The organism is Coleofasciculus sp. E1-EBD-02 (assembly GCF_040218245.1).
Classification (GTDB): domain Bacteria; phylum Cyanobacteriota; class Cyanobacteriia; order Cyanobacteriales; family Coleofasciculaceae; genus Coleofasciculus.
On record NZ_JAVJQN010000040.1, the window covers coordinates 93195 to 115400 of the forward strand.

19 protein-coding genes are annotated in these 22206 nt (G+C 46.5%); 7 read left to right on the forward strand and 12 right to left on the reverse strand.

The window, feature by feature from the left end:
* Nucleotide 1: 1 nt before the first annotated feature.
* Both RIC07_RS07495 and RIC07_RS07500 read right to left on the reverse strand, forming a co-directional pair.
* A complete protein-coding gene (locus RIC07_RS07495) occupies nt 2–1777 on the reverse strand; it encodes a ShlB/FhaC/HecB family hemolysin secretion/activation protein (RefSeq protein ID WP_446393975.1) in 1776 nt (591 codons plus the stop codon).
* A 298-nt stretch (nt 1778–2075) separates the two neighbouring features.
* A complete protein-coding gene (locus RIC07_RS07500; protein WP_446393976.1) occupies nt 2076–3308 on the reverse strand; it encodes a PEP-CTERM sorting domain-containing protein in 1233 nt (410 codons plus the stop codon).
* A 466-nt stretch (nt 3309–3774) separates the two neighbouring features.
* On the opposite strand from RIC07_RS07500, the gene RIC07_RS07505 reads away from it, so the two are divergent.
* Nucleotides 3775–4521 carry a L,D-transpeptidase gene (locus tag RIC07_RS07505; RefSeq protein ID WP_446393977.1) on the forward strand — a complete coding sequence of 249 codons (747 nt, stop codon included), beginning with the start codon at nt 3775–3777 and terminating at the stop codon, nt 4519–4521.
* A gap of 104 nt (nt 4522–4625) precedes the next feature.
* On the opposite strand, the gene RIC07_RS07510 is transcribed toward RIC07_RS07505, so the two are convergent.
* From RIC07_RS07510 to ispF, 3 genes are all read right to left on the reverse strand, one after another.
* Nucleotides 4626–5180, reverse strand: coding sequence for a late competence development ComFB family protein (locus RIC07_RS07510; RefSeq protein ID WP_446393978.1), 555 nt, complete (start codon nt 5178–5180; stop codon nt 4626–4628).
* 121 nt (nt 5181–5301) lie between these two features.
* Nucleotides 5302–6282, reverse strand: a complete 981-nt coding sequence (locus tag RIC07_RS07515; RefSeq protein WP_446393979.1) for a M23 family metallopeptidase — start codon at nt 6280–6282, stop codon at nt 5302–5304.
* 235 nt (nt 6283–6517) lie between these two features.
* Nucleotides 6518–7000, reverse strand: a complete 483-nt coding sequence (ispF, locus tag RIC07_RS07520; RefSeq protein WP_446352374.1) for a 2-C-methyl-D-erythritol 2,4-cyclodiphosphate synthase — start codon at nt 6998–7000, stop codon at nt 6518–6520.
* Nucleotides 7001–7399: 399 nt separating this feature from the next.
* Between ispF and RIC07_RS07525 the strand changes: the two genes are divergently transcribed.
* The 5 genes from RIC07_RS07525 to RIC07_RS07545 all read left to right on the forward strand — a co-directional run bounded on the left by RIC07_RS07525 (nt 7400) and on the right by RIC07_RS07545 (nt 13123).
* Nucleotides 7400–8287 carry a pentapeptide repeat-containing protein gene (locus RIC07_RS07525; protein ID WP_446393980.1) on the forward strand — a complete coding sequence of 296 codons (888 nt, stop codon included), beginning with the start codon at nt 7400–7402 and terminating at the stop codon, nt 8285–8287.
* A 201-nt stretch (nt 8288–8488) separates the two neighbouring features.
* Complete coding sequence (locus RIC07_RS07530) at nt 8489–8938, forward strand: ferritin-like domain-containing protein (protein WP_446346311.1); 450 nt, start codon at nt 8489–8491, stop codon at nt 8936–8938.
* Nucleotides 8939–9443: 505 nt separating this feature from the next.
* On the forward strand, nt 9444–11036 hold the full coding sequence (locus RIC07_RS07535; protein WP_446393981.1) for a vanadium-dependent haloperoxidase: 1593 nt from the start codon (nt 9444–9446) through the stop codon (nt 11034–11036).
* A 236-nt stretch (nt 11037–11272) separates the two neighbouring features.
* Nucleotides 11273–12505, forward strand: coding sequence for an RNA-guided endonuclease InsQ/TnpB family protein (locus RIC07_RS07540; RefSeq protein ID WP_446393982.1), 1233 nt, complete (start codon nt 11273–11275; stop codon nt 12503–12505).
* Between the two features lie 30 nt (nt 12506–12535).
* The gene (locus RIC07_RS07545) at nt 12536–13123 is read left to right on the forward strand and encodes a Uma2 family endonuclease (protein ID WP_446393983.1); all 588 of its coding nucleotides are present in this window, start codon (nt 12536–12538) and stop codon (nt 13121–13123) included.
* Between the two features lie 146 nt (nt 13124–13269).
* Here the strand turns inward: RIC07_RS07545 and RIC07_RS07550 are convergent, their stop codons facing one another.
* The 6 genes from RIC07_RS07550 to RIC07_RS07575 all read right to left on the reverse strand — a co-directional run bounded on the left by RIC07_RS07550 (nt 13270) and on the right by RIC07_RS07575 (nt 19247).
* The gene (locus tag RIC07_RS07550) at nt 13270–13779 is read right to left on the reverse strand and encodes a WD40 repeat domain-containing protein (protein ID WP_446393984.1); all 510 of its coding nucleotides are present in this window, start codon (nt 13777–13779) and stop codon (nt 13270–13272) included.
* 316 nt (nt 13780–14095) lie between these two features.
* Complete coding sequence (locus RIC07_RS07555) at nt 14096–14524, reverse strand: hypothetical protein (RefSeq protein WP_446393985.1); 429 nt, start codon at nt 14522–14524, stop codon at nt 14096–14098.
* Nucleotides 14525–14593: 69 nt separating this feature from the next.
* Entirely contained in the window at nt 14594–14836 is a 243-nt protein-coding gene (locus tag RIC07_RS07560) for a hypothetical protein (protein WP_446393986.1), read from the reverse strand.
* A gap of 359 nt (nt 14837–15195) precedes the next feature.
* On the reverse strand, nt 15196–16920 hold the full coding sequence (locus RIC07_RS07565; protein ID WP_446393987.1) for a flavin reductase: 1725 nt from the start codon (nt 16918–16920) through the stop codon (nt 15196–15198).
* A 189-nt stretch (nt 16921–17109) separates the two neighbouring features.
* Complete coding sequence (locus RIC07_RS07570) at nt 17110–17487, reverse strand: GxxExxY protein (RefSeq protein WP_446347174.1); 378 nt, start codon at nt 17485–17487, stop codon at nt 17110–17112.
* A 41-nt stretch (nt 17488–17528) separates the two neighbouring features.
* Nucleotides 17529–19247, reverse strand: coding sequence for a diflavin flavoprotein (locus tag RIC07_RS07575; protein ID WP_446393988.1), 1719 nt, complete (start codon nt 19245–19247; stop codon nt 17529–17531).
* Nucleotides 19248–19475: 228 nt separating this feature from the next.
* Between RIC07_RS07575 and RIC07_RS07580 the strand changes: the two genes are divergently transcribed.
* Complete coding sequence (locus tag RIC07_RS07580) at nt 19476–19685, forward strand: hypothetical protein (protein WP_446393989.1); 210 nt, start codon at nt 19476–19478, stop codon at nt 19683–19685.
* 10 nt (nt 19686–19695) lie between these two features.
* On the opposite strand, the gene RIC07_RS07585 is transcribed toward RIC07_RS07580, so the two are convergent.
* On the reverse strand, nt 19696–22203 hold the full coding sequence (locus tag RIC07_RS07585) for a S8 family peptidase (protein WP_446393990.1): 2508 nt from the start codon (nt 22201–22203) through the stop codon (nt 19696–19698).
* Nucleotides 22204–22206 lie beyond the last annotated feature (3 nt).

The following is a 22206-nucleotide window of genomic DNA, read 5'->3' on the forward strand; positions in this document are numbered from 1 at the left end:
CCTAAAACGAATACACTAGGCTGAAATGTACGCGGAGATTACCGGAATCGCTAATCACAGCTCCATCCAGTACATAACCTAAATCCACAGCACTACTGAAACGGTTTTGGTCATCCCAACGCCAGCCTAACCCAACAGTCCAAATACTGTCTTGATCCGGTTCTCCCGGCAAGGCATTTTCACGCCAGTATTGCCCAATGTCAGTAAAAGCCAAGAAGCGGTGACCCTTTCCCAGCCTTGGCGTGTAAACTTCTAGACTTGCTCGCAGGGCGTTATCCCCAGCTATCTCGCGTTCCTCCAAGCCTCGAATAGAACGTAACCCGCCTAACCCAAACTGTTCCCCAGAAATGAGGGGTTCTCCTGCATATTGACCTTCCCCCTGAAGGTTTAGCAGCCAACCGTTGGCAAAGGTGTACTGATAGGTGCCGTTAACTTCCCATAAGTCCCAATCTGCATCTGCACCAAAACGACTTTCGCGATACGTTTCATCGTCATTCCTACCCACCAACCCTGGAATGTTCCGTACATAGCGAACGCCTGCGGAGAAACCGTTTTGACCTCGACGAGCGGTATATTGGTAGCCTAAGCTTATCGGCAAAGCAGCAACATCCACGCCTAAATCTATGCCAACAACGTCCACCGCCACCGTATTCTCAAACAAGCGATAGTCTAAGCCAATATCTAACACCTGGCGGTCTAATGCCGTGCGGCTGATATTGTGTAACAAGTGAATACCTGTGGCAAATCCCTCTCCCGATACATCAAAGATATCAGCAATGCGACCACTATCCACATCGGAGTAACTAGCGCTGAAATTAATTACATCACCCCAACGGGGAATAGGGGCTTGATAAAACAGTCCTAACTGTATAACTCTGTCCAACTTTTCTGGAGATACGCTAACACTGAAGGCAGCAAGATGACCTCTGTTCCAAACGTTGCTATTTTGGGTGATCAGGCTCAAGCGAGTCTGTCCTGTCTCTTCGGTGCCAGTATTATCTAATCGTAGTGACCAACGTTGGGGGTTTTGGTCTTCAACGTTGATTTCGATGTTAGTTTGTCCTGGTGCTACAGGTTGAAAATCCAGGATGAGTTCGCGGGAGGGGTTGTCGTTTGCCAGAAATAACTGACCAGAGAGGACATTCAGGTTAGGAGTCTGGTTTTCTCGCAGTTCCGGTAAAGCAGCGCGGATACTCTCATCGCTGAAGTGGCTATTGCCACTAATCGTAATATCAGAAACCTTAACTTCGGTGATGTCAATCAGGAACACACCATCGAGTGTTAAGCGTTGAGGCGGGCTAATGCTCACCAGGGAATAACCAGCCTGACGATAAGCTTCAATTAGGGATTCTCGTGCTGCAATTAAATCAGCAAGGGTTTGATGATCACCTAAATAGTTTTGAAGTTGAGCTTGCAATACAACATCTGAGAGCAAGGTGTTACCTTGGAGGCGGAATTCTGTGATCGGAAAGCGCAGAACTTCTGGGGAATCTGCTGCTGGGGGTTCAATATTAGAGGAGTCTTGGTCTAGCTTACTGGTATCGGTAAGGATTAAAACATGGGGATTTTCAGGATCAGATGGGTAATGTTGCCACTGATCGTACCGCTGTCGTAAATGAGATACTGAAGTTTCATGGGAGAGGCAGGTCTTGAGGTAAACCAATTTATTGGAACAGGCAGCATCAGCCTGACTAGCCGCCGTTGCCATGCTTGCCACTACTGTTATATTTAAAATCCAGGAGGAGACTTTCGTTGCACTTCGTAACTTAGGTAACAATTACGCCATCCTTCCTTGCTAAGGTTTTCTGTGGCAGTAGCACCCAACTGATTAACTTGAGTTCGACGTAAAGCTGAAAGCCCAATTTGAGGTTAGTTTTAAAATTATAGAGTACTGACAACTTACCAAAGCCCATCATTTTAAAAAGTTAGCATAAATTAAATTTTGGGCTTCAGTTTCGCGTCAAAATACGAGCGCGATCACTAAATCGAACCTCATTAAATGATATTTCAGTAAAATCGATGTGCCTTCCCTAGGAAGACACATCTGTAATCAAACTGAATTTGCAGGTGTGCTGCTACGCTTTTTGCTTGTGCTTACGCTTTAGTGTAGAACCAGCTCCTAAAGCACCCACTGCGAAAAGACCCAGCATCGAAGTCGGTTCAGGTACATCTACTGCCACATCAACGTTAACCACTGTTTCACCGAAGCCCGGAGCGACTAGGCTCAAAGTATCATCGCTACCAGTTCCGTCAGATAGCAAGGTTACGTCGAAAGTTCTTGATTCACCTGCTGGAACGTCAGTAAAGCCAGTGGGGACAATGCTGTCCACATAGCCGAAATCATCATCCATAGCAAACAGGGTGATATCACTAATGACATTTTCTAGACCTGCAGAAATTGCATCTACCAGATTTGAGCTGTCAGACATCAGTTCGACAACTGTACCAAATCCGAAATCATCAACTAAGTCTTGATAAGTAGGAATGAAGCCCGATGTGACTGCAAAAATTGGCACGATGCCAGCGTCCATTAAGGCAGCTCTTGTTTGCTCAGTGCTTGGGTAGTCTTCACCGAGTCCTGGTAGGAATCCAAATCCATCAGGAGAGAGTCCCAGATCTAGTACATCATCACCATCGTTAGGTGTTTGGATTCCAGCTATCCCATTCTGATCAGGATCGCCAGAAGCCTCTGCACCATCGCCAGCCTGGTTGAATGTGTTATCTGTCGTTAGTACAACCACACTGAGCGCGTCATCACGGAAACCTATATCGTCAGCCCGAACGGCGATTTGTAGCAACGATTCAAGTTGTGATTCAGGGGCATTGTTTCCAAATCTGATAGAAAGTCCATTCACGGCATTCTGGAATGCCACCGTGTCAGAAGTTAGTGCCAAGTCGGTGTTGTAAACAAAGTCATCTGAAAAGGGGTCTCCGAACGGAGTTACAGGCTTATCGACAAACGAGCTAACGCCACACAGGGCATCTGATGACGCACAGAATTCACTGATCAAAGCTGGGGCTACACTATTTCGCAAAACAGGCAGGTCATTGTTGAAGGAACCGGAAAGATCCAGATTCAAAAAGAGGTCAAGCTTAGAGGGGGTATCTGGAACCGTCACCGTTACCGGGACATTGAGTGGGTCGCCAGTATCTAGAAACACATCATAAATAGCTGGGTCTACTTGATCGCCAGGGGTACTTGATGTTACCGTGCTTTGAGCAAATGCTTCAGAAGGTGCGATTAATCCGGCTAATCCAACGGAACAAGCAATGCTGACAGTGAGCTTGAGGCACTTTTTACTTGTCATGATTCCTCTCGGTAGATGCTGATAGTACGTAGATAGACCAATGAAGTCATATTTTATTAGGAATGCTGCGGAATAACTCTGTCTGTGCCTAAAATATTTGCATAGATTTCATTTGTTGTCTAGATAGAAGACGAGAACTTCACAGAATCTTTAAAAATTAAAGAGGGAATTTAAGGGGGTCAAAGCGGGTAGATTAATGGCTCAGTCAGATTTATAAGAATTTCCCAATTTATCAACTTGATGAAGTTTTGATGAAGATTGAGTTAGATCATAACTCAACAATTGACTTTAATGTGAAAATATGCATATTTCTATCGATAAACCAATACGGCATCGGCAAAGTTCCCAGACACCCGACGTTTGCCCTTGCGGGCATCGGGTTTTCTCCTTAAAGCAACTGTGAACTCAGACTCCCTGGTTGAGATAGGGTAGAGTTAGCCTGGTTGTGATAGCCTCCTAAGTCATTATGGGTGGAACCTTCTCACTAAAAACTAGCTTGATGCTGCTTTGCTTTGGAGCAGCAGGATTACTATTGTCAGTGGCGTGGCAACAACGTCAATCAATACCACCCCCCTCTGAAATTGCCCAATCGGTTCAGAGGGCATTTCCTGGATTGGAGGATCAGAGCGAGTTAGATTCACCTCAGCCACTGGGAAAGTACGGTGAATGGATAAGAGAGCGAATGACCCTTGATTGGGGATGGGGTTTAGATGCCCCTGTTCCCCTAGCCGGATTAATCCTACCTCATCCAGGTTCTTCTGAGCGAAACGCGATCGCCCAAGTATCACCCCTGACTCCCCATCTGAATCAGGCAATAGTCGCTTTGGATGTGCGATTAGTTGTGGATTTGAGTGATGCCAAGGTGTATAGTTACTGGGGAGAGCAAGAACTCGCTAGCTATCCAGTTGCTGTAGGTCAACCCGGTTGGGAAACGCCGACAGGTCGCTTCAAGGTTCTCCGCAAGCAGCGCAACCCCATCTGGCGACAACCGATTACTGGTGATTTAATCCCCACTGGACCCGATAACCCCTTAGGCGATCGCTGGATCGGATTTTGGTCTGACGAACACCATCAGATTGGCTTTCATGGCACTAATGATGAAGATCTAGTTGGCAAGCCAATTTCTCACGGCTGCTTACGGATGCGAAATGCTGATATTCAGGCGTTGTATGAACAGATTCAAGTCGGAACGCCTATCTTGGTAAGGAAGTGATTCGTTATTTGTCATTCGTCATTTGTCATTCGTCACACTCACAAAGCGAGAAGTAAGCTACGTTATTGGTTGTCTTCCCCATCTTCCTCATCTTCCCAACGCCTCTAGGGATTTTTGAGATCAGATTTGGGTTCAAAGTTGGGCGCGTAATCTTGGAGTAAGGAACTCACCTGCTGGAACAGATCTTTACCGCTACCTCTACGAAGAGCTTGGCGTTCAGAGCCAAAATCGGGTCGATGCTGATTTTGCATGATCGCCGTATCCACTTGCTGAGTAATCAACTCTTGCAGTTCTTCTTTGGCTCGTTGACGTTGGTATTTTGCCCCTTCTTCTGTGGTAGCGTACAGAGGGGGAAGTCGATTCAGAGCATAGGCGGCAATATCGCCCACATCCAGCACCTGATCGCTAGTTGCTTCAATTTCAGCCACTTGCGCGATCGCTTCGGTGAGTACCAACTCCTCCATCACATTAATAAACTGCTTGCGCGGAACGGCGACGACTTCACCCGTCAACAGCGCTCCCATCAGGCGATCCAACGCCATATATTCTTCGATCGAAAGCTCTGATGCTGTATCACAGATACGTCCGACCTCAGTTTCCATGACTGGGGTTAAGTAACCATCTTGCAGAGCTTGTTCTACGATTTTTTCAATACTCATGGTGTTGGATTGTGTTGCCCATTCGTCGCTCAGATTAGGGGAGACTTACCAGAGTTTACCTCAAACAAACCCCACAAGTGTATAAGATGGGGAAAAACTTCAAAAAAACTTAAACCCTGTGTTAGTCAATACCTTCAAACCTCCAGGGTACTGGATCTACAGCAATGCCATGAACATACAGTCCCCAGTGCAAATGCGGTCCCGTAGAAGCTCCCGTTGAACCCACTGTACCAATTCTTTGACCGGCTTGGACAAAATCTCCTTCTTGAACGTCGATTTGATTTAGGTGCAGCATAATACTCAACACCCCTTGACCATGGTCAATTCCGACTGTATTGCCATGAACATTAAACCCCTGTGATTCTCGTCCCACTAACGCCACTCGTCCGGCGGCGGGGGCGACGACAGGTGAACCTGTTCCAGCCGCGTAATCAACGCCCCGATGATAATAATCCTGGGCGAATACTCCGTTATAATAACGACGCACGCCAAACACCGTAGACACTCGACCTACATTAGGTCTGACTAAGGGTCCATTCCAGAACTTTTGAGGCGTCACCAATGTTTTAAACTCAGCCACCCGATTGAGTTCCAGTTCTGTGGCGGATCGGTTGGCACTACCCGATAGTCTGATACGCTGGGTGGGAAACGAGCGATTTTTCAGGAATACAGCCAGGTTCCTCACCTCACCATCCCCAATGACTTGAAATTCTAAACGTCCGGATTTATCCAGAGGAGTGGTTGGGAGTAAGGCGCGATAACGATTGGCGGTGACAGGAAAGGCGGGATAGATTTTTTGCCCGATGGACACGCTTGGCGGTTGAGTCGTGGTTTCTGTGTCAATCATCACCGACAGCGTATCCCCTAACTGGGGAGTTTCTGGGGTTACGCGCACTTGCAGCGCGATCGCGGCTTGACTCGTGAACGCCAAAACCGTTGCTATACCTACAGTTAACGCTGTGGTCAACCGTCCTTTGATCCCCAATGGTTTGGCAGGGAAACGTCGCGGAGTGACCGAAAGGGTTTGACTGGGGAATCCTAAACTCTGGGTGTTGAGTCTGGCTTTTTTAATGTCTTCAGAGTATGGTAAAAGGGCGCTCATCAGAATTGGTAAACAATCAACTTGATAGTCCTAGAGGATAGACTAACACTTTCCCTTGAAATTGAGCCTTTAAGACAATGCAGAAGGTTCCAAGCCGATCCTTGAATGCCCAAGATCATTTCAGTATCCCTCTGGGACTTAAACAAAAATCAACACCAAATAAAGCCCAAACTGGCTTCATACAGCGTTTTCCATGCTGGTGAGGTACATTGAGTTTATAATTTCCAACCAAGAACTAATGCTCTTTAACTAATAACGCTACAGCATAAGCCGCTATACCTTCTTCTCGTCCCACGGGTCCTAATTTTTCATTCGTGGTGGCTTTAATCCCAATTTGATCGGGTTGTAATGCTAGAGTTGTGCTGATACGATCGCGCATGGTTTTGATGTGAGGCTTGAGCTTGGGGCGTTCGGCGACGATAACGGAATCAATATTGCTGATCTGCCAACCCTGCGATCGCACTAACTGATTCACCTGACTCAATAACTCTAGACTATCCGCTCCTGCCCATTTTGGGTCGGTGGGGGGAAAATAATGACCGATATCGCCGAGACTTAATGCACCTAGCATCGCATCCATAATCGCATGGGTGAGGACATCTGCATCACTATGTCCTAGCAATCCGAGTTCGTGGGGAATGTTTACACCCCCCAGAATTAAAGGGCGTCCGTTTCCCAGTTTATGGATATCGTAACCGTTACCAATACGGATATTCATGGCTTTTTCCCCGATGATATGATGTCCGGCAAATCACCAATAATAAAAACTTCTCTCCATCTCCCCCTCACCCCATCTCCCCCTCACTGTAATTATGGGTATTCAAAGTGTAACCGATACGCGATCGCATGCCCAAGACGACGGAGAGGCGGGTTGAGGGATTAACAAGCAACAAAACCCACCCTAATCCCAACCGCTAAATTTGACTAATCCCGAATCACGATTTTCTTTATCAACGCTTTAACTAACCGATTCCTTTTTAAGCAAACAGTAAAATTTTACCATTTTTCCTCAAAAATACGCCTCAACCCCTTCAAATTTTTCAACATCAAGCTATTCTCAATAGTAAGAGTAACCACTCCCGCCTAAATTTAAATAAGCATTCAACCTAGCTTCAGGTTGTCTGCTTATAAATTTTATCGCCGTTCAATTGCGCCAGACGCGGAAACCGTTAACGACGATTTATTCTCCGTTTCTCGGAACCAGCCACCTTATCTGGAAATTGCTCATTGTACTCACACGAACTTTCCTATGAAACTGCAAAACCATCGAATTCCAGAAGAGCAAGCCCAAGACGTTTTGACGCGAGCGGCTCAACTCTATGCCCAGCACAACCAAAGCTATTCGGTACAAGAGCTAATCGATGCTGGAACCGAAGCCCAAATTCCATCAGAGTTTATGGAAGAGGCGATTCATCAGATTGAGCTAGAAAACATCCAAGCTGAAGCTCAACTCCGCAAAGCTAAACGTGGTAAACCTTTAGTTATGGGGGTCGCGATCGCACTTCCGGTACTCATCGCCCTTGGTGTAGCTGGATGGTTGTTACAGAGAAATAGTGTAACCAATGCCGCCGTCAGTCAGCCAGCCCAGACACAAGAGGCGATATCCCCGCCCACTACAGTCAGTGATGCCACTGTCGCACCCAGTAACTTCAAATGTGCGGGCTTAACCCTCAACGGAGCTGATTTGAGTGGCAAAAATCTCAAAGGTGCCGATTGTACCAATGCCGATTTAGCCAATGCGAATTTGGCAGGAGCCAATCTCGAAGGGGCAAATCTAAGTCATTCTAACTTAGAAAATGCTAATCTAAATGGCGTTAATCTCAACGGGGCAGATTTAGCGGGAGCGAATTTGGCAGGAGCCAACCTCGACAGTGCTAACCTAGAAAGCGCGAACCTGAGCAACACTGATTTAAGAAATGCCAATCTCAACAACGCCACTATCACCCGAACAGATATGGCGGGAGCTAACTTAGATGGGACGAACTTGAATAATGCCCAACAATAAGCGGTTCGCCGTAACGGGAGCATCTTGCTCCCCCAACTCCCAGACGTAGCATGCTACGTCTCTACATTGCTCCCTCAGCTCCCCTTACCGAGGTTGCGAAATGTTCTCTAGCAACTGTTGTAGATTAGCTGATTTGTTAGAGTCCTTTAAGGATAAACTAAAACAGATCTGAGTGAATCTACATACCGTAACCTCAACATGATGAAAGAACTTGACCTGAAAAAGACCATTGACGTACTCAACACCATCATGGAGTTTGAGTTGGCTGGTGTCGTGCGTTACACTCATTACTCCTTGATGATCATTGGTCCCAACCGAATTCCGATTGTCAACTTTTTTAAGGCACAGGCTAGTGAGTCTCTGCTCCACGCTCAACAGGTGGGAGAAATTATCACAGGCTTAGAAGGTCATCCCAGCCAAAAGATTGCGCCCATCGAGGAAACCTACCAACATTCTGTGCAGGATATTTTACAGGAAAGCCTTAATCATGAGAAAAAAGCCTTAGATCTCTATAAAGACCTTCTGGATATCGTGGAAGATGCTTCCATCTATCTCGAAGAATTTGCTCGTGGTCAAATTGGCCAGGAGGAAATGCACAACATAGAGATTAAGAAGATGATGCGTGATTTTAGCTTAGGGGTTACTGAATAAGTAGTGTGGTGAGGGGAGGAAACAGGGAACGGGGAATAGGAGGAATGGGGGGCTGTGGCATTTCTCGGATTCCTGAATTCTTCCTCAGCTGCACCGGGTATTGCTGCCCATGAACTGACCGGGTTAGAAACAGGAGATCTCTACCAAAACGGGAGAGAGTTCACCTGGATTTAGCAGTTTACCGCCAGTCCGACTACGTAGGTGCGTCCCTATTACGGCATTAAAACAGTTAATACTTTATCCTTATACATATTTTTGTGAGCGATCGCATCAGGTGGCATCCCGTTTTCGTAAAGAAAAATGTGGGATATAGACAGCGAGTCATTGAAGCCTCTACCATTGGTCTAATCTTCTAACCTGAGCAACCGTATCCTTGTCTGCCGTGGGTCAACGGTAGACAAAGTTAAGCTGGAAAATTTTAGGGGTAACCCAACCTAGAAGGTATCCGGATGGGTTGCTATTGCTGTTGAAGAATAAAGCTTCTTGTTCCAAGGTATAGATTAATATGAAAAAAATCTTTTCCCGTCGCAGCTTATCCCGCCAAGTTCGTGAAGAAGCGGCTGAAATTGCCTTTTTGCGTCCCCATCCTGAGCATTTAAATAATGGTGAGGAGTCGGCGTATCGGAACGCTGAGAACGAACTGAGTTATATTGCCAACTATTCCAAAGGTTTACCTCATAACGATTTAGGCGAAGTAGACCAAAAAGCTTACCGCCTCTTGCTCAAAGCCTTGTGTAGTGGCAATCCTGGCGATTTTGAGGCAATACCACGGGGTTGTACTCGCGGCAAATCAGAGTTATCTGAATCCAGTTCCGAGGAAAAGAAACGCCTGGGTTGTCGTCGATTGATCAATCCACAAGCCGCGTTAGCCTTTGATTTAGAAGGACCCGATGCTCAGTCAGTCACGATTCGCCCTGCTCCCCGTATCGATGGGGCAGAAAATGCTTGTGAAGCCATAGAACTTTACTGGATGGCGTTATTGCGGGAAGTTAATTTTACTGACTTTCGCGATAACTGCGACATTGAAAAAGCTGCGGAAGAACTATCAAACTGCTCGGATTTCCGGGGACCAAAAGAAGAGGGTAAGGTGACACCGGATGTGATTTTCCGAGGGTCTACACGGGGAGATGTTGTGGGTCCTTTTATCTCACAATTTCTGCTCAAAGATATCCAATTCGGCACGCTGACCATTAACCAACGCCAACGGACGGTTGTTCCCAACAGCGACTTTATGACCGATTATAAAATGTGGTTGGCGGTGCAAAATGGCTTTGATTTCAGTGGTCAGTATAAATTTGATAAAGTGCCGCGCTATATCCGGAATATGCGGGATTTAGGCAATTATGTGCATTTCGATGCCCTCTATCAAGCCTATTTGAATGCTTGTTTGATTTTATTGGATATGGGCGCACCGTTTGATCGGGGGAATTTCTATCTTACCTCAGACAATCAGGATGGGTTTGGTACGTTTGGTGGACCGCATATCCTCAGTTTAGTTACAGAAGTGGCGACGCGAGCCTTAAAAGCAGTTTGGTATCAAAAATGGTTTGTGCATCGGCGGTTGCGCCCTGAAGCCTTTGGTGGACTGATTCACAATCTTATGACGGGACGGGCGGAGTATCCAATTCATCCAGAGATTCTTAATTCTCAGGCACTTAAAGCGATGTTTGATAAGAATGGTAATTATCTGCTACCGCAAGTGTTTCCAGAAGGATCACCGACTCATCCGGCTTACGGTGCGGGACATGCGACAGTGGCGGGGGCGTGTGTGACGATGTTAAAGGCGTGGTTTGATGAGTCTTATCAGATACCAAAGCCAATGGTGCCGAATCAAGATGGGACGCAGTTGGTGTCTTACATTCCCTATAGTGGACCCGGTACAGAGGTTCTCACCGTAGGCGGTGAGTTGAATAAGCTAGCGGCAAATATTTCCATTGGTCGCAATATGGCAGGTGTACACTGGCGGACAGACTACACCGAATCGGTAAAATTAGGAGAAGCGATCGCGATCGGAATTTTGCAGGAGCAAAAGCTGACCTATAACGAAGATAGCTGTTTCTCGCTGACTAAGTTTGATGGTACAGCAATTACCATCTAATTTTGAATAGCAGTATCAGAATTTAGTAGAGACGTTGCATGCAACGTCTCTTGTCCCCAGTTATTTGCCCACTGCTCTAGTTGTTATAGTTGACCGCCACCGGGATTGCGAGGGGCTACGGCTTCAACCTTCCCGAAGTGGAGGTAAGCGGTAGGGGGAGAGCAGGAAATACGAGGACTCAATGTCCTTTCGTATTTCCAATTATTTCCCGCTAGGTGGGTAGTATAATGATAGTCATGAAACAAGTTCTCACGATAGTTGTAAAGCTTCAACCCTCTCCTGAACAAGTTGCCAAATTAGAGGCAACCCTTCAGGCGTTTGCGGATGCTTGCAACTATGTGAACACACACACAGACCCAAAGCTGACCAACAAAATTGCTATCCAATCTCTGACTTATCAAACCATCAAAAGCGAATTTAATTTGGTGGCAAACATGGCAGTCCGAGCTTGTGCAAGAGTAGCGGCTAACCGAAAGGTGGCTAAACAAAAAGGCAAGCCTGTTAAAGGGTTTGTCCCAAGCAGCATCGACTGTGATAAGGACTTGTTTCGGTTCAGAGAACAAGACTCGACGGTAAACCTTGCGACCATTCACGGTAGAGAACGGATTAAGTTGAAGGTAGGCAACTACCAAAGAGGAAAACTTAAAGGAAGGAACCCTACCTCAGCTCAACTGTGCAAGCACCGTGACGGTCAGTTCTACCTGCATATTCAGATTAAGGATGACGCCCCTGACCCAAAAGATACCAGTAAAGTATTGGGCATCGACCTAGGACGCCGCGACATTGCGGTAACATCTGAGGGCGAGAAGTGGGACGGTACTGGTATCGGTGCAATCACAGACAAGTTTTCCAGAGTTAGAGCGTCTCTCCAGAAGAAAGCTCCGAAAGGCACGAGGACGACTCGGCGTAGATGTCGAGAAATCTTGAAACGGCTGTCGGGGAGGGAAAAGCGCTATCAGCAATGGCTCAATCACAATATTTCTAAGTCAGTGGTCAAACGGGCAGTTGAATTGAGTGCATCAATTGCCATAGAAGACCTAACAGGCATCAGGGACAGAACTAACCAGCAGCCGAGAAACAAGACACAGCGGCGACGCTCAAATTCGTGGGCATTTTATCAACTGCGAATGTTTATTGAGTACAAAGCTCTTGGTGCTGGGATTCGAGTTACCCCAATCCCCCCTGCCTATACCTCCCAAATATGTCACAACTGCCTACACATTCACCCTGTAAAGGGAAAGTCTTATCGCAGTGGCAAGACTTTCAGGTGTGGTCATTGTGGTTGGCATGGGGATGCCGACTTTAATGGAGCCAATAATATTGCACTTGTGGGGCTGTCTATAAACCAGCCTGGAGGCACGGGGTTATCGTGCAAGTTAAACAGAACTCCCAGATACGTTCAGCTTAACTTGTTTGATGACTTCAGGGCTACTGAAAACCCAGACCTCTGCGATAGCAGGTCTGGGTAGTTTATTTGGTATACTCTTCCCCAACCTGCCATGCTGACAACCACCAACCGCCTGACTCTTGAAGAATACTTGAAGTATGACGACGGGACAGACACTTGCTATGAATTGGTTAATGGAGAGCTAGTCCCGATGAGTTTGGGTACTGGAAAACATGGAGCCATTTTAAAATTCTTGGAACGCACCTTTGATAACCAATGCGCTCAAATAGGACAAGAATGGACAGCCTTGGCTGGAGTCGTCGGTGTGCGTTCTCCCCGCGCTGGTCGATGGGATACCGTTCGTATTCCCGATGTCGTTGTGATTTCCCTAGAACAGTGGCGTAACCTGCAAAATCGCGAAGCCGTTATTGAGTTAAATGAACCCCCACCTCTACTCGTTGTTGAAGTCGTCAGCGAATCGACGAAAAGCACCGACTATCGTGCAAAACGAGCCGAATATAGCGTTTTAGATATTCCTGAATATTGGATTGTTGATCCTCTAAATGCTAAAGTCACGGTTCTCACGTTAGTCGAAGGTTGGTATGACGCGGTGGAGTTTGTTTGCAGCGATTTGATTCAATCGGGGATATTTCCTCGCCTCGAACTTACGGCTGAACAACTATTAGGTGGTAATATTTAATTCAGCCTGCTCATTTCTTTGTGACATTACTGCCACGACTGTTTAGTTTGAATATATTATACCGCGATCGGCAGGTGTAGAGACGGTGTTTGATAATCTTTGTTTGGCTGATCTAATCTGCAATCAGGCGATCGCTCAAAATTGACTTATCCGTTACATTCGCTACTAAATCCGCTGCTATTTTCTAACTGTAGAAAATGTATCCGTCCTGATGCACCACCCGCGACAATTGTTACTCCATCGGGCGCAACAGCACAGCAGATTAACGCACCATCTCCCTTAAAACTGGCAACAATCTTTCTAGTCTCCAAATCCCAGACTTTGAGCATTTTATCATTTGAAACAGAAATTATCTGTTTGCCATCCGGTGTTACTGTCACAGATTTGACTATCCCCGTATGACCATGGAGACTGAAAAGCTCCCTTCCCGTTTCTAGCTTCCATACTTTGAGAGTGTAATCCTCAGCACCGGAAACCACTCGTTTGCCATCTGGTGTCACGGCTACAGCATTTACCACTCCGCTATGACCAGTGAGAGTACGCCGTAATGGTGTACCTGGCGGCATCAAGCTCGAGGTTAAAGGACGTAACCAGGGCGGGTTTTGTGGTTTAGCTTGTGCTAAGAGTGCCTGAATTCCTGGCAATTCAAACGCCATCAACCTCCCCCAAATGGGTATCTGTTCCGTCGTTATAGTTTAGATACTCCTCAAGCGTCATTTTTTGGGATGTGGTGGTCATGATTGCTGTGTCTCCTAAAAAGCTTATTGAACACCCGCCCGGAGTTCAAACTCCGGGCTAATAGCTCAAGTCAGCTAAAGCTGACTGAATATGGATTTTAGTCCACTTTAGTAGACTTTCGCTTTTGGTTCCTTGGGTTTGAACCTAAGGCGGTTGGTGAGACTTGAGTTTAGCGCTAACTTATAGTGGGAGATTCGAGCGTTTATGGCGCTAAAGCGCAACTACAAACTTTAATTACAATCCTAATTCCTCGGCTAAATTATCGGCAATTAAGGTATTAATATCTCGAATCGTTATCCCCGCCGCTTGGACAATATCCTGACGATGGAGAAAATCCTGGAAACTGGCATGATAAATACTGTAGCGGGTTTGTCCTTCAATCCGTTCCTCCCGCAAAAATTGATCCCATTCATCCAAGACTTCCTGCACCGTTAATGCATCTTCTCCGGCAAATTGGGAAATCAGTAACGATGAGACAGGTTTCCGGGCTTCTGCTAAAACATAGACGATTTTAATCTTGGTTCGCGGTAAGGGTTTAGCTGTCATCCCCATGCGTTGCCAATGCTGGTAATAATATTGCTGTAAGCCTTGGGGTAAGTTGGCAAGATTTAAATCCTGATACGCGCCAGATTCGATATCTTCGAGGACATAGCGCAAATACATGAAGTTGCGATCGCTCTTTTGTGCCAGAGTGGTGATAAAGGTGGCTGTGTCTTGTCCCTGATTCTCTACCTACTGGTGTAATGAGGGCTTTTTCTGAACCTGTTGGTTAATATAACGCTGTACGTCTTGTAAACTTTCTGCCCCATACTCCATTAAATTAAACAGGTAGGGCTTATTCACTGTTAATGGAACATACGTCTGGCGTTTTGTCAAGATAAAATAAACGCCATTGGGTAAAGACTGGGGGAGATAGAGAACATTCGCCCCATCCGTCTGACTCTTCATCTCCCCTAACCCGGTAATCAATTCCATCCCATCAGTCTCCTATCCCATAGCCTTAACCTCTATCTTGACATTGACCCAACCGCCATCCTGTAGGATATGTCCAGTAATAGCCATTCGTGGCAAGTAATATCATGTCCGGTCAAACACCCCGAATAAAAACGCCTGAAACCCTTGTTATTACGGCATTGCAATTATGGGCAATCGTCAGGACGTGATTAAAACATAGAGGCATTCCTCCTGAACGCCTCTCAATTATCAACCCAACTTTATCTTCTCCATACCGATAAAACTTGCATCCCAACCGCTAACCCCCTCTGCGTTCCTCTGCGCTTTCCCTCTGCGTTCCTCTGCGTTAAAAAAATACCCTATCCCCCCATCCCCCTGCACTAATAATGTGTCCCCGACTTACGATGATGCACCGCCGTTACCCCTTCCGATAACACCTTGCCATTCGTCACCACCCCATAAATCAACCAATGATCCCCACATTCCATCCGATTATCCACCGTACATTCTACATACGCCAAAGCATCGCTAAGAATCGGACAACCATTGTCAGCATCCTCCGTCGCCACCCCCGCAAATCGGTCTTCCCCTGGGGAAAAGGGTTTGAGGAAATGCTTCATTAACCCCAAATGCTTCCCTTCCTCTAAAATATTCACCACAAATTGATCACCCTGGTACATTAACGACTCAATCGCCCGATCTTTCGCCACCGCAATGGTTAGCCCCGGTGGATTAAACGTGGCTTGGGAAATCCAATCTGCCAACATCGCCCCTGTTAGTTCTCCCTGCTTCGCCGTAATAATACAAAGTGACCCAATTAACCGCCCCACAGCCTGTTCGGTGCGGGCAACTTGGGCATCACTGACAGGTTGGCGGGATGTGCGGGATTTCTTGGCTTTCTTCAAGGCTTGGGCAAAATCTGTTCCCGCTTCTTCGGCGTATTTTAGTGTGGTTTCCGTGGGCTTAAACTTAACCCGAATTGTCTCAAAGCCAAACTTATACCCCGCATCCTTAAACTTATTTTCAATCAGGTCAATCGCTTCACCACTCCAGCCAAACGACCCAAAAACCCCCGCCAGTTTAGTTTTCGTCGCCGTGGATAAAACAATCCCCAAAGCGGTTTGAATCTGGGTCGGTGCATGACCCCCTAACGTCGGAGAACCCATGACAAACCCCTCGGCTTTCTCCACAGCGGTGCGAATTTCTTCCGGGTCAGCAATTTCGCAGTTAATCGATTCTACACCAACTCCAGCCTTAGTAATCCCCCGTGCGATCGCCTGGGCAACCGTGCCAGTATTCCCATAAGCTGAAGCATACAACAGAGCAACGCTTATGTCTTGGGTTTTTTGACGTTCACACCATTGGCGATAGGATTGGGTCAGGGGAATTAAGCTATAGCGTACCAATTGCCCATGACCTGTGGCGTAAAGCCTTGCTTGCACCTCCTCTATCTTATCCAGCGCCTTTTCCACCTGTCGCGCATGGGGTGCCATAACGCAATCAAAATAATAGCGGCGGTGTTCGCTAATTGTTGTCCAGCCTTCATCCATTACTTGGTCACCACACAGATGGGCACCAAATAACTTATCGGTAAATAGAACTTCAGTGTGTGGGTCGTAGGTACACAGGGCGTCGGGCCAACGGGGATTAGGCGTGGGGATAAATTGCAGGTGATGACCCTTACCTAAATCTAGGGTTTCATCCCCCCGTACCACCGTTATTTTTAAATCCGGTGCATCTAAGATACCACGCAGCGCGATCGCACCAGGATTGGAACAGACGAATTGTATCTGGGGGGCGAGTTTGAGTAAGGCTTTTAGGGTAACGCCTCGGTTAGGATTAACATGACCGAGGATGACATAATCGATTTGTTTGGGGTCAATCCGGCGTTGGAGTTCGGTTAAAAAGATTTCGGTGAAGGATTCGCCCGGAGGGTCAATCAAGGCGATTTTATCCGCTTGAATCAGATAGGAATTGGCGGTGGTGCCGCGTTGCAGGGCATATTCGATTTCAAATTTGAGTCTATCCCACGTCCGGGAACGGAGAACGGTGGTGTCGGAGGCAATGGGGAGAACTTGAACGTCGCGAGGGGTAGGAGAGTTCATGGTTTAGTGCGTGGTAGATTGGTGAATGGTTTTTTTTAACGCAGAGGGACGCAGAGGGAAGCGCAGAGGTTCGCAGAGGGGGTTAGAGGTGATTGACGACTCGTTTGAGGTTCATGGTTGAGTTAGGGATGAATGGTTTTTTTTAACGCAGAGGGGCGCAGAGGGAAGCGCAGAGGTTCGCAGAGGGGGTTAGAGGTGATTGACGACTCGTTTGATGCCGTCTTTGAGATGGATGACGTTGAAGTTGATTAGGAGTCCGAGTTTATGGTGGGAGAGTTTGAGGTAGGTTAGGAGTTGGGCGGTATGGATGGGATGCAGGGCGTCAACGGCTTTGAGTTCAACCATGACTTTGTTTTCGACGAGGAGATCGACTCGATATCCACATTCAAGACGAATCTCTTCATAAACTAACGGTAATGGTTTCTGGGGTTCAAAGTTTAAGCCTGCTTTGTTGAGTTCATACCTCAAACAGGCTTCGTAGGCTGACTCCAATAAACCCGGTCCTAACGCCGTGTGTACCTTCATCGCCAACCCAATAACTTTTCCCGACACCTCATTCTCAGTCATCCTCTGCGAACCTCTGCGTTGACCTCTGCGTTCCTCTGCGTTTAATAATAATTCCCCACTTTGCGATGGTGAACCGCCGTTAATGCATCTGCCTTAGACACTCGTCCGGCGTCAATAGAGGCGTAGACAATCCAATGGTCACTCAACTCCATCCGACTTTCCACCTTACATTCCACATAAGCCAACGCATCGGTGAGAATCGGCGATCCATTCGTCGCTGTTTGCGTTTTCACCCCTTCAAACCGATCGGCACCTGGGGGAAACCGTTTGAGGAAGTGCTTCATTAATGCCTGATAATTCCCCTCTTCTAGAATATTTAGCACAAAGCGATCGCTAACTTGCATTAATGACTCAATCGCCCGATCCTTCGCCACCGCAATGGTTAAGCCCAGGGGTTTGAAGCTGGCTTGGGATACCCAGGAGGCTAACATGGCACTCTTAATGTCACCTTTTTGGGCGGTAATAATATAAAGTCCGCCACTGATCCGTCCTAGGGCTTTGTCGAGGTCACTATCCAGGGATTTCCGTTGCTTAATTTCGCGATCGCGAGTAAGCAGTTGCCCCATATCAGTTCCGGCTTCTTCGCAGAGTTGATAGGTGGCTTCGGTTGGGGTTTCTTTGACCCGAATCGCGGCAAATCCTTCTTTGAGTCCCAGGTTGCGGAATTGACCCAGTAGGGGGTCAATGGGTTCGTCATCTCCGCCATAGGATTCAAACAAACCCACCGTTTGCTTGGATTTTACGGCAGCGAGGATGGTACTCACGGCGGCGGTGGCGGCTTTATTCGAGGCGGGAGGCATGGCGATGGCAATTCCCCCGGCGCGACTGACGGTTTCTTGGACTTCTTGTGGATCAGCCGATTTTAAGTCCATCATTTCCACACCCACCCCAGTTTTGGTAATGCCTCGGGCAATGGCTTGGGAAAGGCGATCGCTATAGCCGTAATCGGACACATAAAAGACGACGACGGAGGTTTCTGCTTTTGCCTGGGCTTTACTCCAGCGCCGATACCGATCTACCCATTCGCCGACATGATGCAATAATAGGGGACCATGACCCGTGGCAACGGTGGTTACGTCTCCTAGTTTATCCATCCGTTTTAGGGCGGAGAGAACGGAACGGGCATTGGGTGCCATTAAGCAGTCGTAGTAGAAGCGAAAGTCGGCTTCTATGGCACTCATGTCTTCGTCGTAGGTGCTGTCGGAACAGTAATGCATACCAAAGGCATCACAGGTAAACATCACTTGGGTTCCAGCATCGTAGCTGAAGATCGTGTCGGGCCAATGGAGGTTGGGGGCATTGACAAATTTCAAGACATGCCCTTTACCTAAGTCCAGTTGATCACCGTTTTTGACAATTTGCCGTTTGAAGGGGTGATGCACCAAGTCTTCCAGGAATTGAATCGCCACTTTTGATCCCACGACGGTAATCTCTGGTGCGAGTTGGACGATATCCTTGACTAAGCCACTGTGATCGGGTTCTGTGTGGCTAATAATCAGATAATCAATCTGGCTGGGGTCAATCAACCCCTTGAGGGTATCTAAGTAAAGTTCACGAAACTTTTCATGGGAGGTATCCACCAGGGCAATTTTCTCACCCCGAATCAGGAACGAGTTATAGGTGGTGCCGTTTTGCAGCCCAAACTCAATATCGAAGCGATCGCGATCCCAGTCTAAGGAACGGATCGCCGTTGTATCTGGCGCGATTTCCCCCGTCTGCATGGTTAGGCGCTTCTGGGTGCGATCGGTGAGTACTACCATTGATGTTGACTCCTGTATCAGCAACGTTTATTAAAACGATTTATATTTTCTTCATTTTTACACGATCAACCCTAGGGGCTTTATCAGAAATCCTTATAGGTTCTGAGTAGAAATACCTATCACGGCTTTTGAGTGAGTCGGATTAACTGCACCGAATCGTCATCATAGAGAATAGGTAGAGTGTAGACAATTCTGCTTGTATTGATACTTGTATTAACCGAAAATTCTATGAACCAGCCTGAAGAAACCTTTGAATTGCGCTTGCATCCACGGGTGACTGAGACAATATCACTCAAGATTCCCGCAGACACAGTGGAGTCACTTAAAAAAGTAGCGGCTAGTCGAGATATGTCATTGGATGCTCTATTAAAGTTTTATATGGGTCAAGGATTACGATATGATTTAGCTAAAATTCTTGACTCAAAACTATCACATTAAATCATTTATATCAAGCCCCCACTCGTACACGAGCCGCTTTGAGAGTTACTCGATTTCGTAACGCTTGGTATAACTCTATCTCCTCGGATTCATGCCAAAAGAGAACAACTAAACCATATCGTTGTTTATCGTCAAATCCTGTCGAGAATCTTTGCTGACAACCGACAACAAAATGAATAACTGGTTCCGTCTCACCATCAGGTATTATTAGTTTCGGTTTTCTTGACCACTTTATCCTTCTAACTTGCAGTGTTGACCACTGAACGTCAGTTTTGGGAGGTCGTAGTTTTATTTCCTTGCCAGGAGGAAGAAGATCAACATCTTGTACGGCATTTTTAGCTCGATATATTTCCACCTCTTCAGTCGTTAGTCCATGCAATGCCTCAATCCACATTGTATTGGCAAGATACTCTTTTCGACTGGATTGAACTGGAGGGTCATAAGCAAGTGCAACCGTGATACCTCTCTTTCCTTTGGTGAAAAGAAACACTTGAGGAACAGCTACACGATAGATGTGAAGTTTATCTAACTCAACCTCATCCATCGCAATTAAACGAACTTGATTTTTTTTAGACCAAGTTAAGTCGTCTACTGAACACATTCCGTAACCCACTAAACGAAGTGTTTCTTTCTCATCATCTAACCAATCTGGAGGACATGGAGGGGCAATAGTTGCGCTACCCACCAACGCACGAATTAAATTCGCAGATGGTTTTTGACCAAGAGTTGCCTTTAAGCTAACAGCAGCAATGGCAGCAGCATGAGCAACGTGGGGACAGGCAAAAGAAGTGCCATTTCTTGCGGTAATAAATCGTCCATTGCTCTCTCTTTGCAGGGTTGGCTCTCCTAAAAATATGAAAGACCGATTCCAACGGGGACTACCTCCAGCCATTGTCTGAATTGCCCAATTTCCTCCATAGGCTACAATTTCGGGTTTAACTGCAAAATTTGTGACTCCATAAACAAGCCCCGGACCAGTTCTCGTGAAGGGTGCTGGTGCATTAGCTGGCACACCTGCGAAAGCATCTTTTAACCGAGGACCTGTATTCTGTTGGTGATGCCCCAGTGCATCTGATCTAGCTATTGCACCAACGGTAAGAACAAGAGCGGCTGTACTAGGATTACAAATTCTTTGATTCTCATCATTTAATAAATTTTCTCGGATAGCTTTCTGAGCTTCCTCTCTTGTATAAACGGCTTCTGGTATCGGAGGGTCTGGACGGTTCCCAGTAGCTTGAACGATAACAATATCTAGTTCTCTCGCTAATTCATCGAGTTTCTCTGCCCACTGAAACTGCCCCCCTCGACGGTATACTTCATCTCTTGAAGCAATTGAAAGATTAAATATTGAACACTGCCTTTCATGAACAAAGTATCGAATAGCATCTTCGATAATCAACTCTGCACGGCGGTTTGCTGGGATATCAACTTCTTTTGAAATACGATTATGGCATAGCACTTTCGCACTACAAATCCTAACTCTAGGTTGCCATTGGTGACTTTCGATACACTTGGTAATATCACCGTGGACAACTAAACCTGCAACCGAGGTTCCATGACCATTCAAGTCAGTTGTCGTGTTTTCTCCAGTATCAAAATCCCGCTCTTCAATCACCCAATTTGCCAGTAATGGATGTCCTGATATCACACCACTATCTACTACACAGACAAGAGGGTCGTCATCCAAAGGAATTGGTACAGGGTCAGGAAGTGTAATCTCACCAAAGATTTGCGAGTAAGCTTGTGACAATTTAGGAGGAAGATCAACACGAGCAACCCAGTCTAACTCCAGAAGAACTTCAGCTAATTGTCTAGAACCATAAACTTTAATTAGCAGCAAACTGGATGTGCGTACTTCCTCTGTTAATGCACCGCCATACTTGGCACACATTGAGCGGATATCATTTAGCACTTGGCGAGCATCTGAGGGATCTCCAGGATGCCAAAGATCAACATCTACATAGAATGACTCAACATCAGGAAATCCCTCTTCACGGAGACGCACTCCAATTCTTTCATCTCGCGATACAGAACGCACGGCTTGTAGAGCGTCACAAAATTCTTGCCTCTTCTTTAAAGGCAAAACTTCAATATTATTAGCTTCTGTTCTATAGAGTCGAATCTCTTCTCGTAAATGCTGACGAGACGTTTCAGTAGGAAATTGAACAAGAAACCGATATCGTTCTTGGTTTCCAACCTTATCCTTATATTCGCTAACAACCCAAGCCTTAAAACGCTGCTCAAAAATCTCTCGCAGATCAAGATTGACACTATTGAACTCTAAAACGAAAAGTTTGGAAGGCTCTATTCCACAACCTTGACGAACTTGAGATATTTGTTGAACTGCCTCAGTTATACCTTGAGAAACATCTTGAGCATGTTGATGAAGGTCTTCTGGTGTGGGAGGTTTTGGTCTGGGAAACTTATGGTTTGCTCGCCGCCTATCGGGTTGACGTCTTACATCCCGAACAAACTCAATGTGCAAATACTGACCCGAACCCGGTTTAAGTGTTGGCATAAT

Excerpts from the sequence above, each read along its gene's own strand:
- ispF (WP_446352374.1), bottom strand. The coding sequence starts at position 7,000 with ATGAATATCCGTATTGGTAACGGTTACGATATCCATAAACTGGGAAAC.
- RIC07_RS07575 (WP_446393988.1), bottom strand. The coding sequence starts at position 19,247 with ATGGTAGTACTCACCGATCGCACCCAGAAGCGCCTAACCATGCAGACG.
- RIC07_RS07570 (WP_446347174.1), bottom strand. The coding sequence starts at position 17,487 with ATGACTGAGAATGAGGTGTCGGGAAAAGTTATTGGGTTGGCGATGAAG.
- RIC07_RS07515 (WP_446393979.1), bottom strand. The coding sequence starts at position 6,282 with ATGAGCGCCCTTTTACCATACTCTGAAGACATTAAAAAAGCCAGACTC.
- RIC07_RS07505 (WP_446393977.1), top strand. The coding sequence starts at position 3,775 with ATGGGTGGAACCTTCTCACTAAAAACTAGCTTGATGCTGCTTTGCTTT.
- RIC07_RS07560 (WP_446393986.1), bottom strand. The coding sequence starts at position 14,836 with ATGGAATTGATTACCGGGTTAGGGGAGATGAAGAGTCAGACGGATGGG.
- RIC07_RS07565 (WP_446393987.1), bottom strand. The coding sequence starts at position 16,920 with ATGAACTCTCCTACCCCTCGCGACGTTCAAGTTCTCCCCATTGCCTCC.
- RIC07_RS07545 (WP_446393983.1), top strand. The coding sequence starts at position 12,536 with ATGCTGACAACCACCAACCGCCTGACTCTTGAAGAATACTTGAAGTAT.
- RIC07_RS07535 (WP_446393981.1), top strand. The coding sequence starts at position 9,444 with ATGAAAAAAATCTTTTCCCGTCGCAGCTTATCCCGCCAAGTTCGTGAA.
- RIC07_RS07550 (WP_446393984.1), bottom strand. The coding sequence starts at position 13,779 with ATGGCGTTTGAATTGCCAGGAATTCAGGCACTCTTAGCACAAGCTAAA.
- RIC07_RS07585 (WP_446393990.1), bottom strand. The coding sequence starts at position 22,203 with ATGCCAACACTTAAACCGGGTTCGGGTCAGTATTTGCACATTGAGTTT.
- RIC07_RS07530 (WP_446346311.1), top strand. The coding sequence starts at position 8,489 with ATGAAAGAACTTGACCTGAAAAAGACCATTGACGTACTCAACACCATC.
- RIC07_RS07580 (WP_446393989.1), top strand. The coding sequence starts at position 19,476 with ATGAACCAGCCTGAAGAAACCTTTGAATTGCGCTTGCATCCACGGGTG.
- RIC07_RS07510 (WP_446393978.1), bottom strand. The coding sequence starts at position 5,180 with ATGAGTATTGAAAAAATCGTAGAACAAGCTCTGCAAGATGGTTACTTA.
- RIC07_RS07555 (WP_446393985.1), bottom strand. The coding sequence starts at position 14,524 with ATGTATTTGCGCTATGTCCTCGAAGATATCGAATCTGGCGCGTATCAG.
- RIC07_RS07540 (WP_446393982.1), top strand. The coding sequence starts at position 11,273 with ATGAAACAAGTTCTCACGATAGTTGTAAAGCTTCAACCCTCTCCTGAA.
- RIC07_RS07500 (WP_446393976.1), bottom strand. The coding sequence starts at position 3,308 with ATGACAAGTAAAAAGTGCCTCAAGCTCACTGTCAGCATTGCTTGTTCC.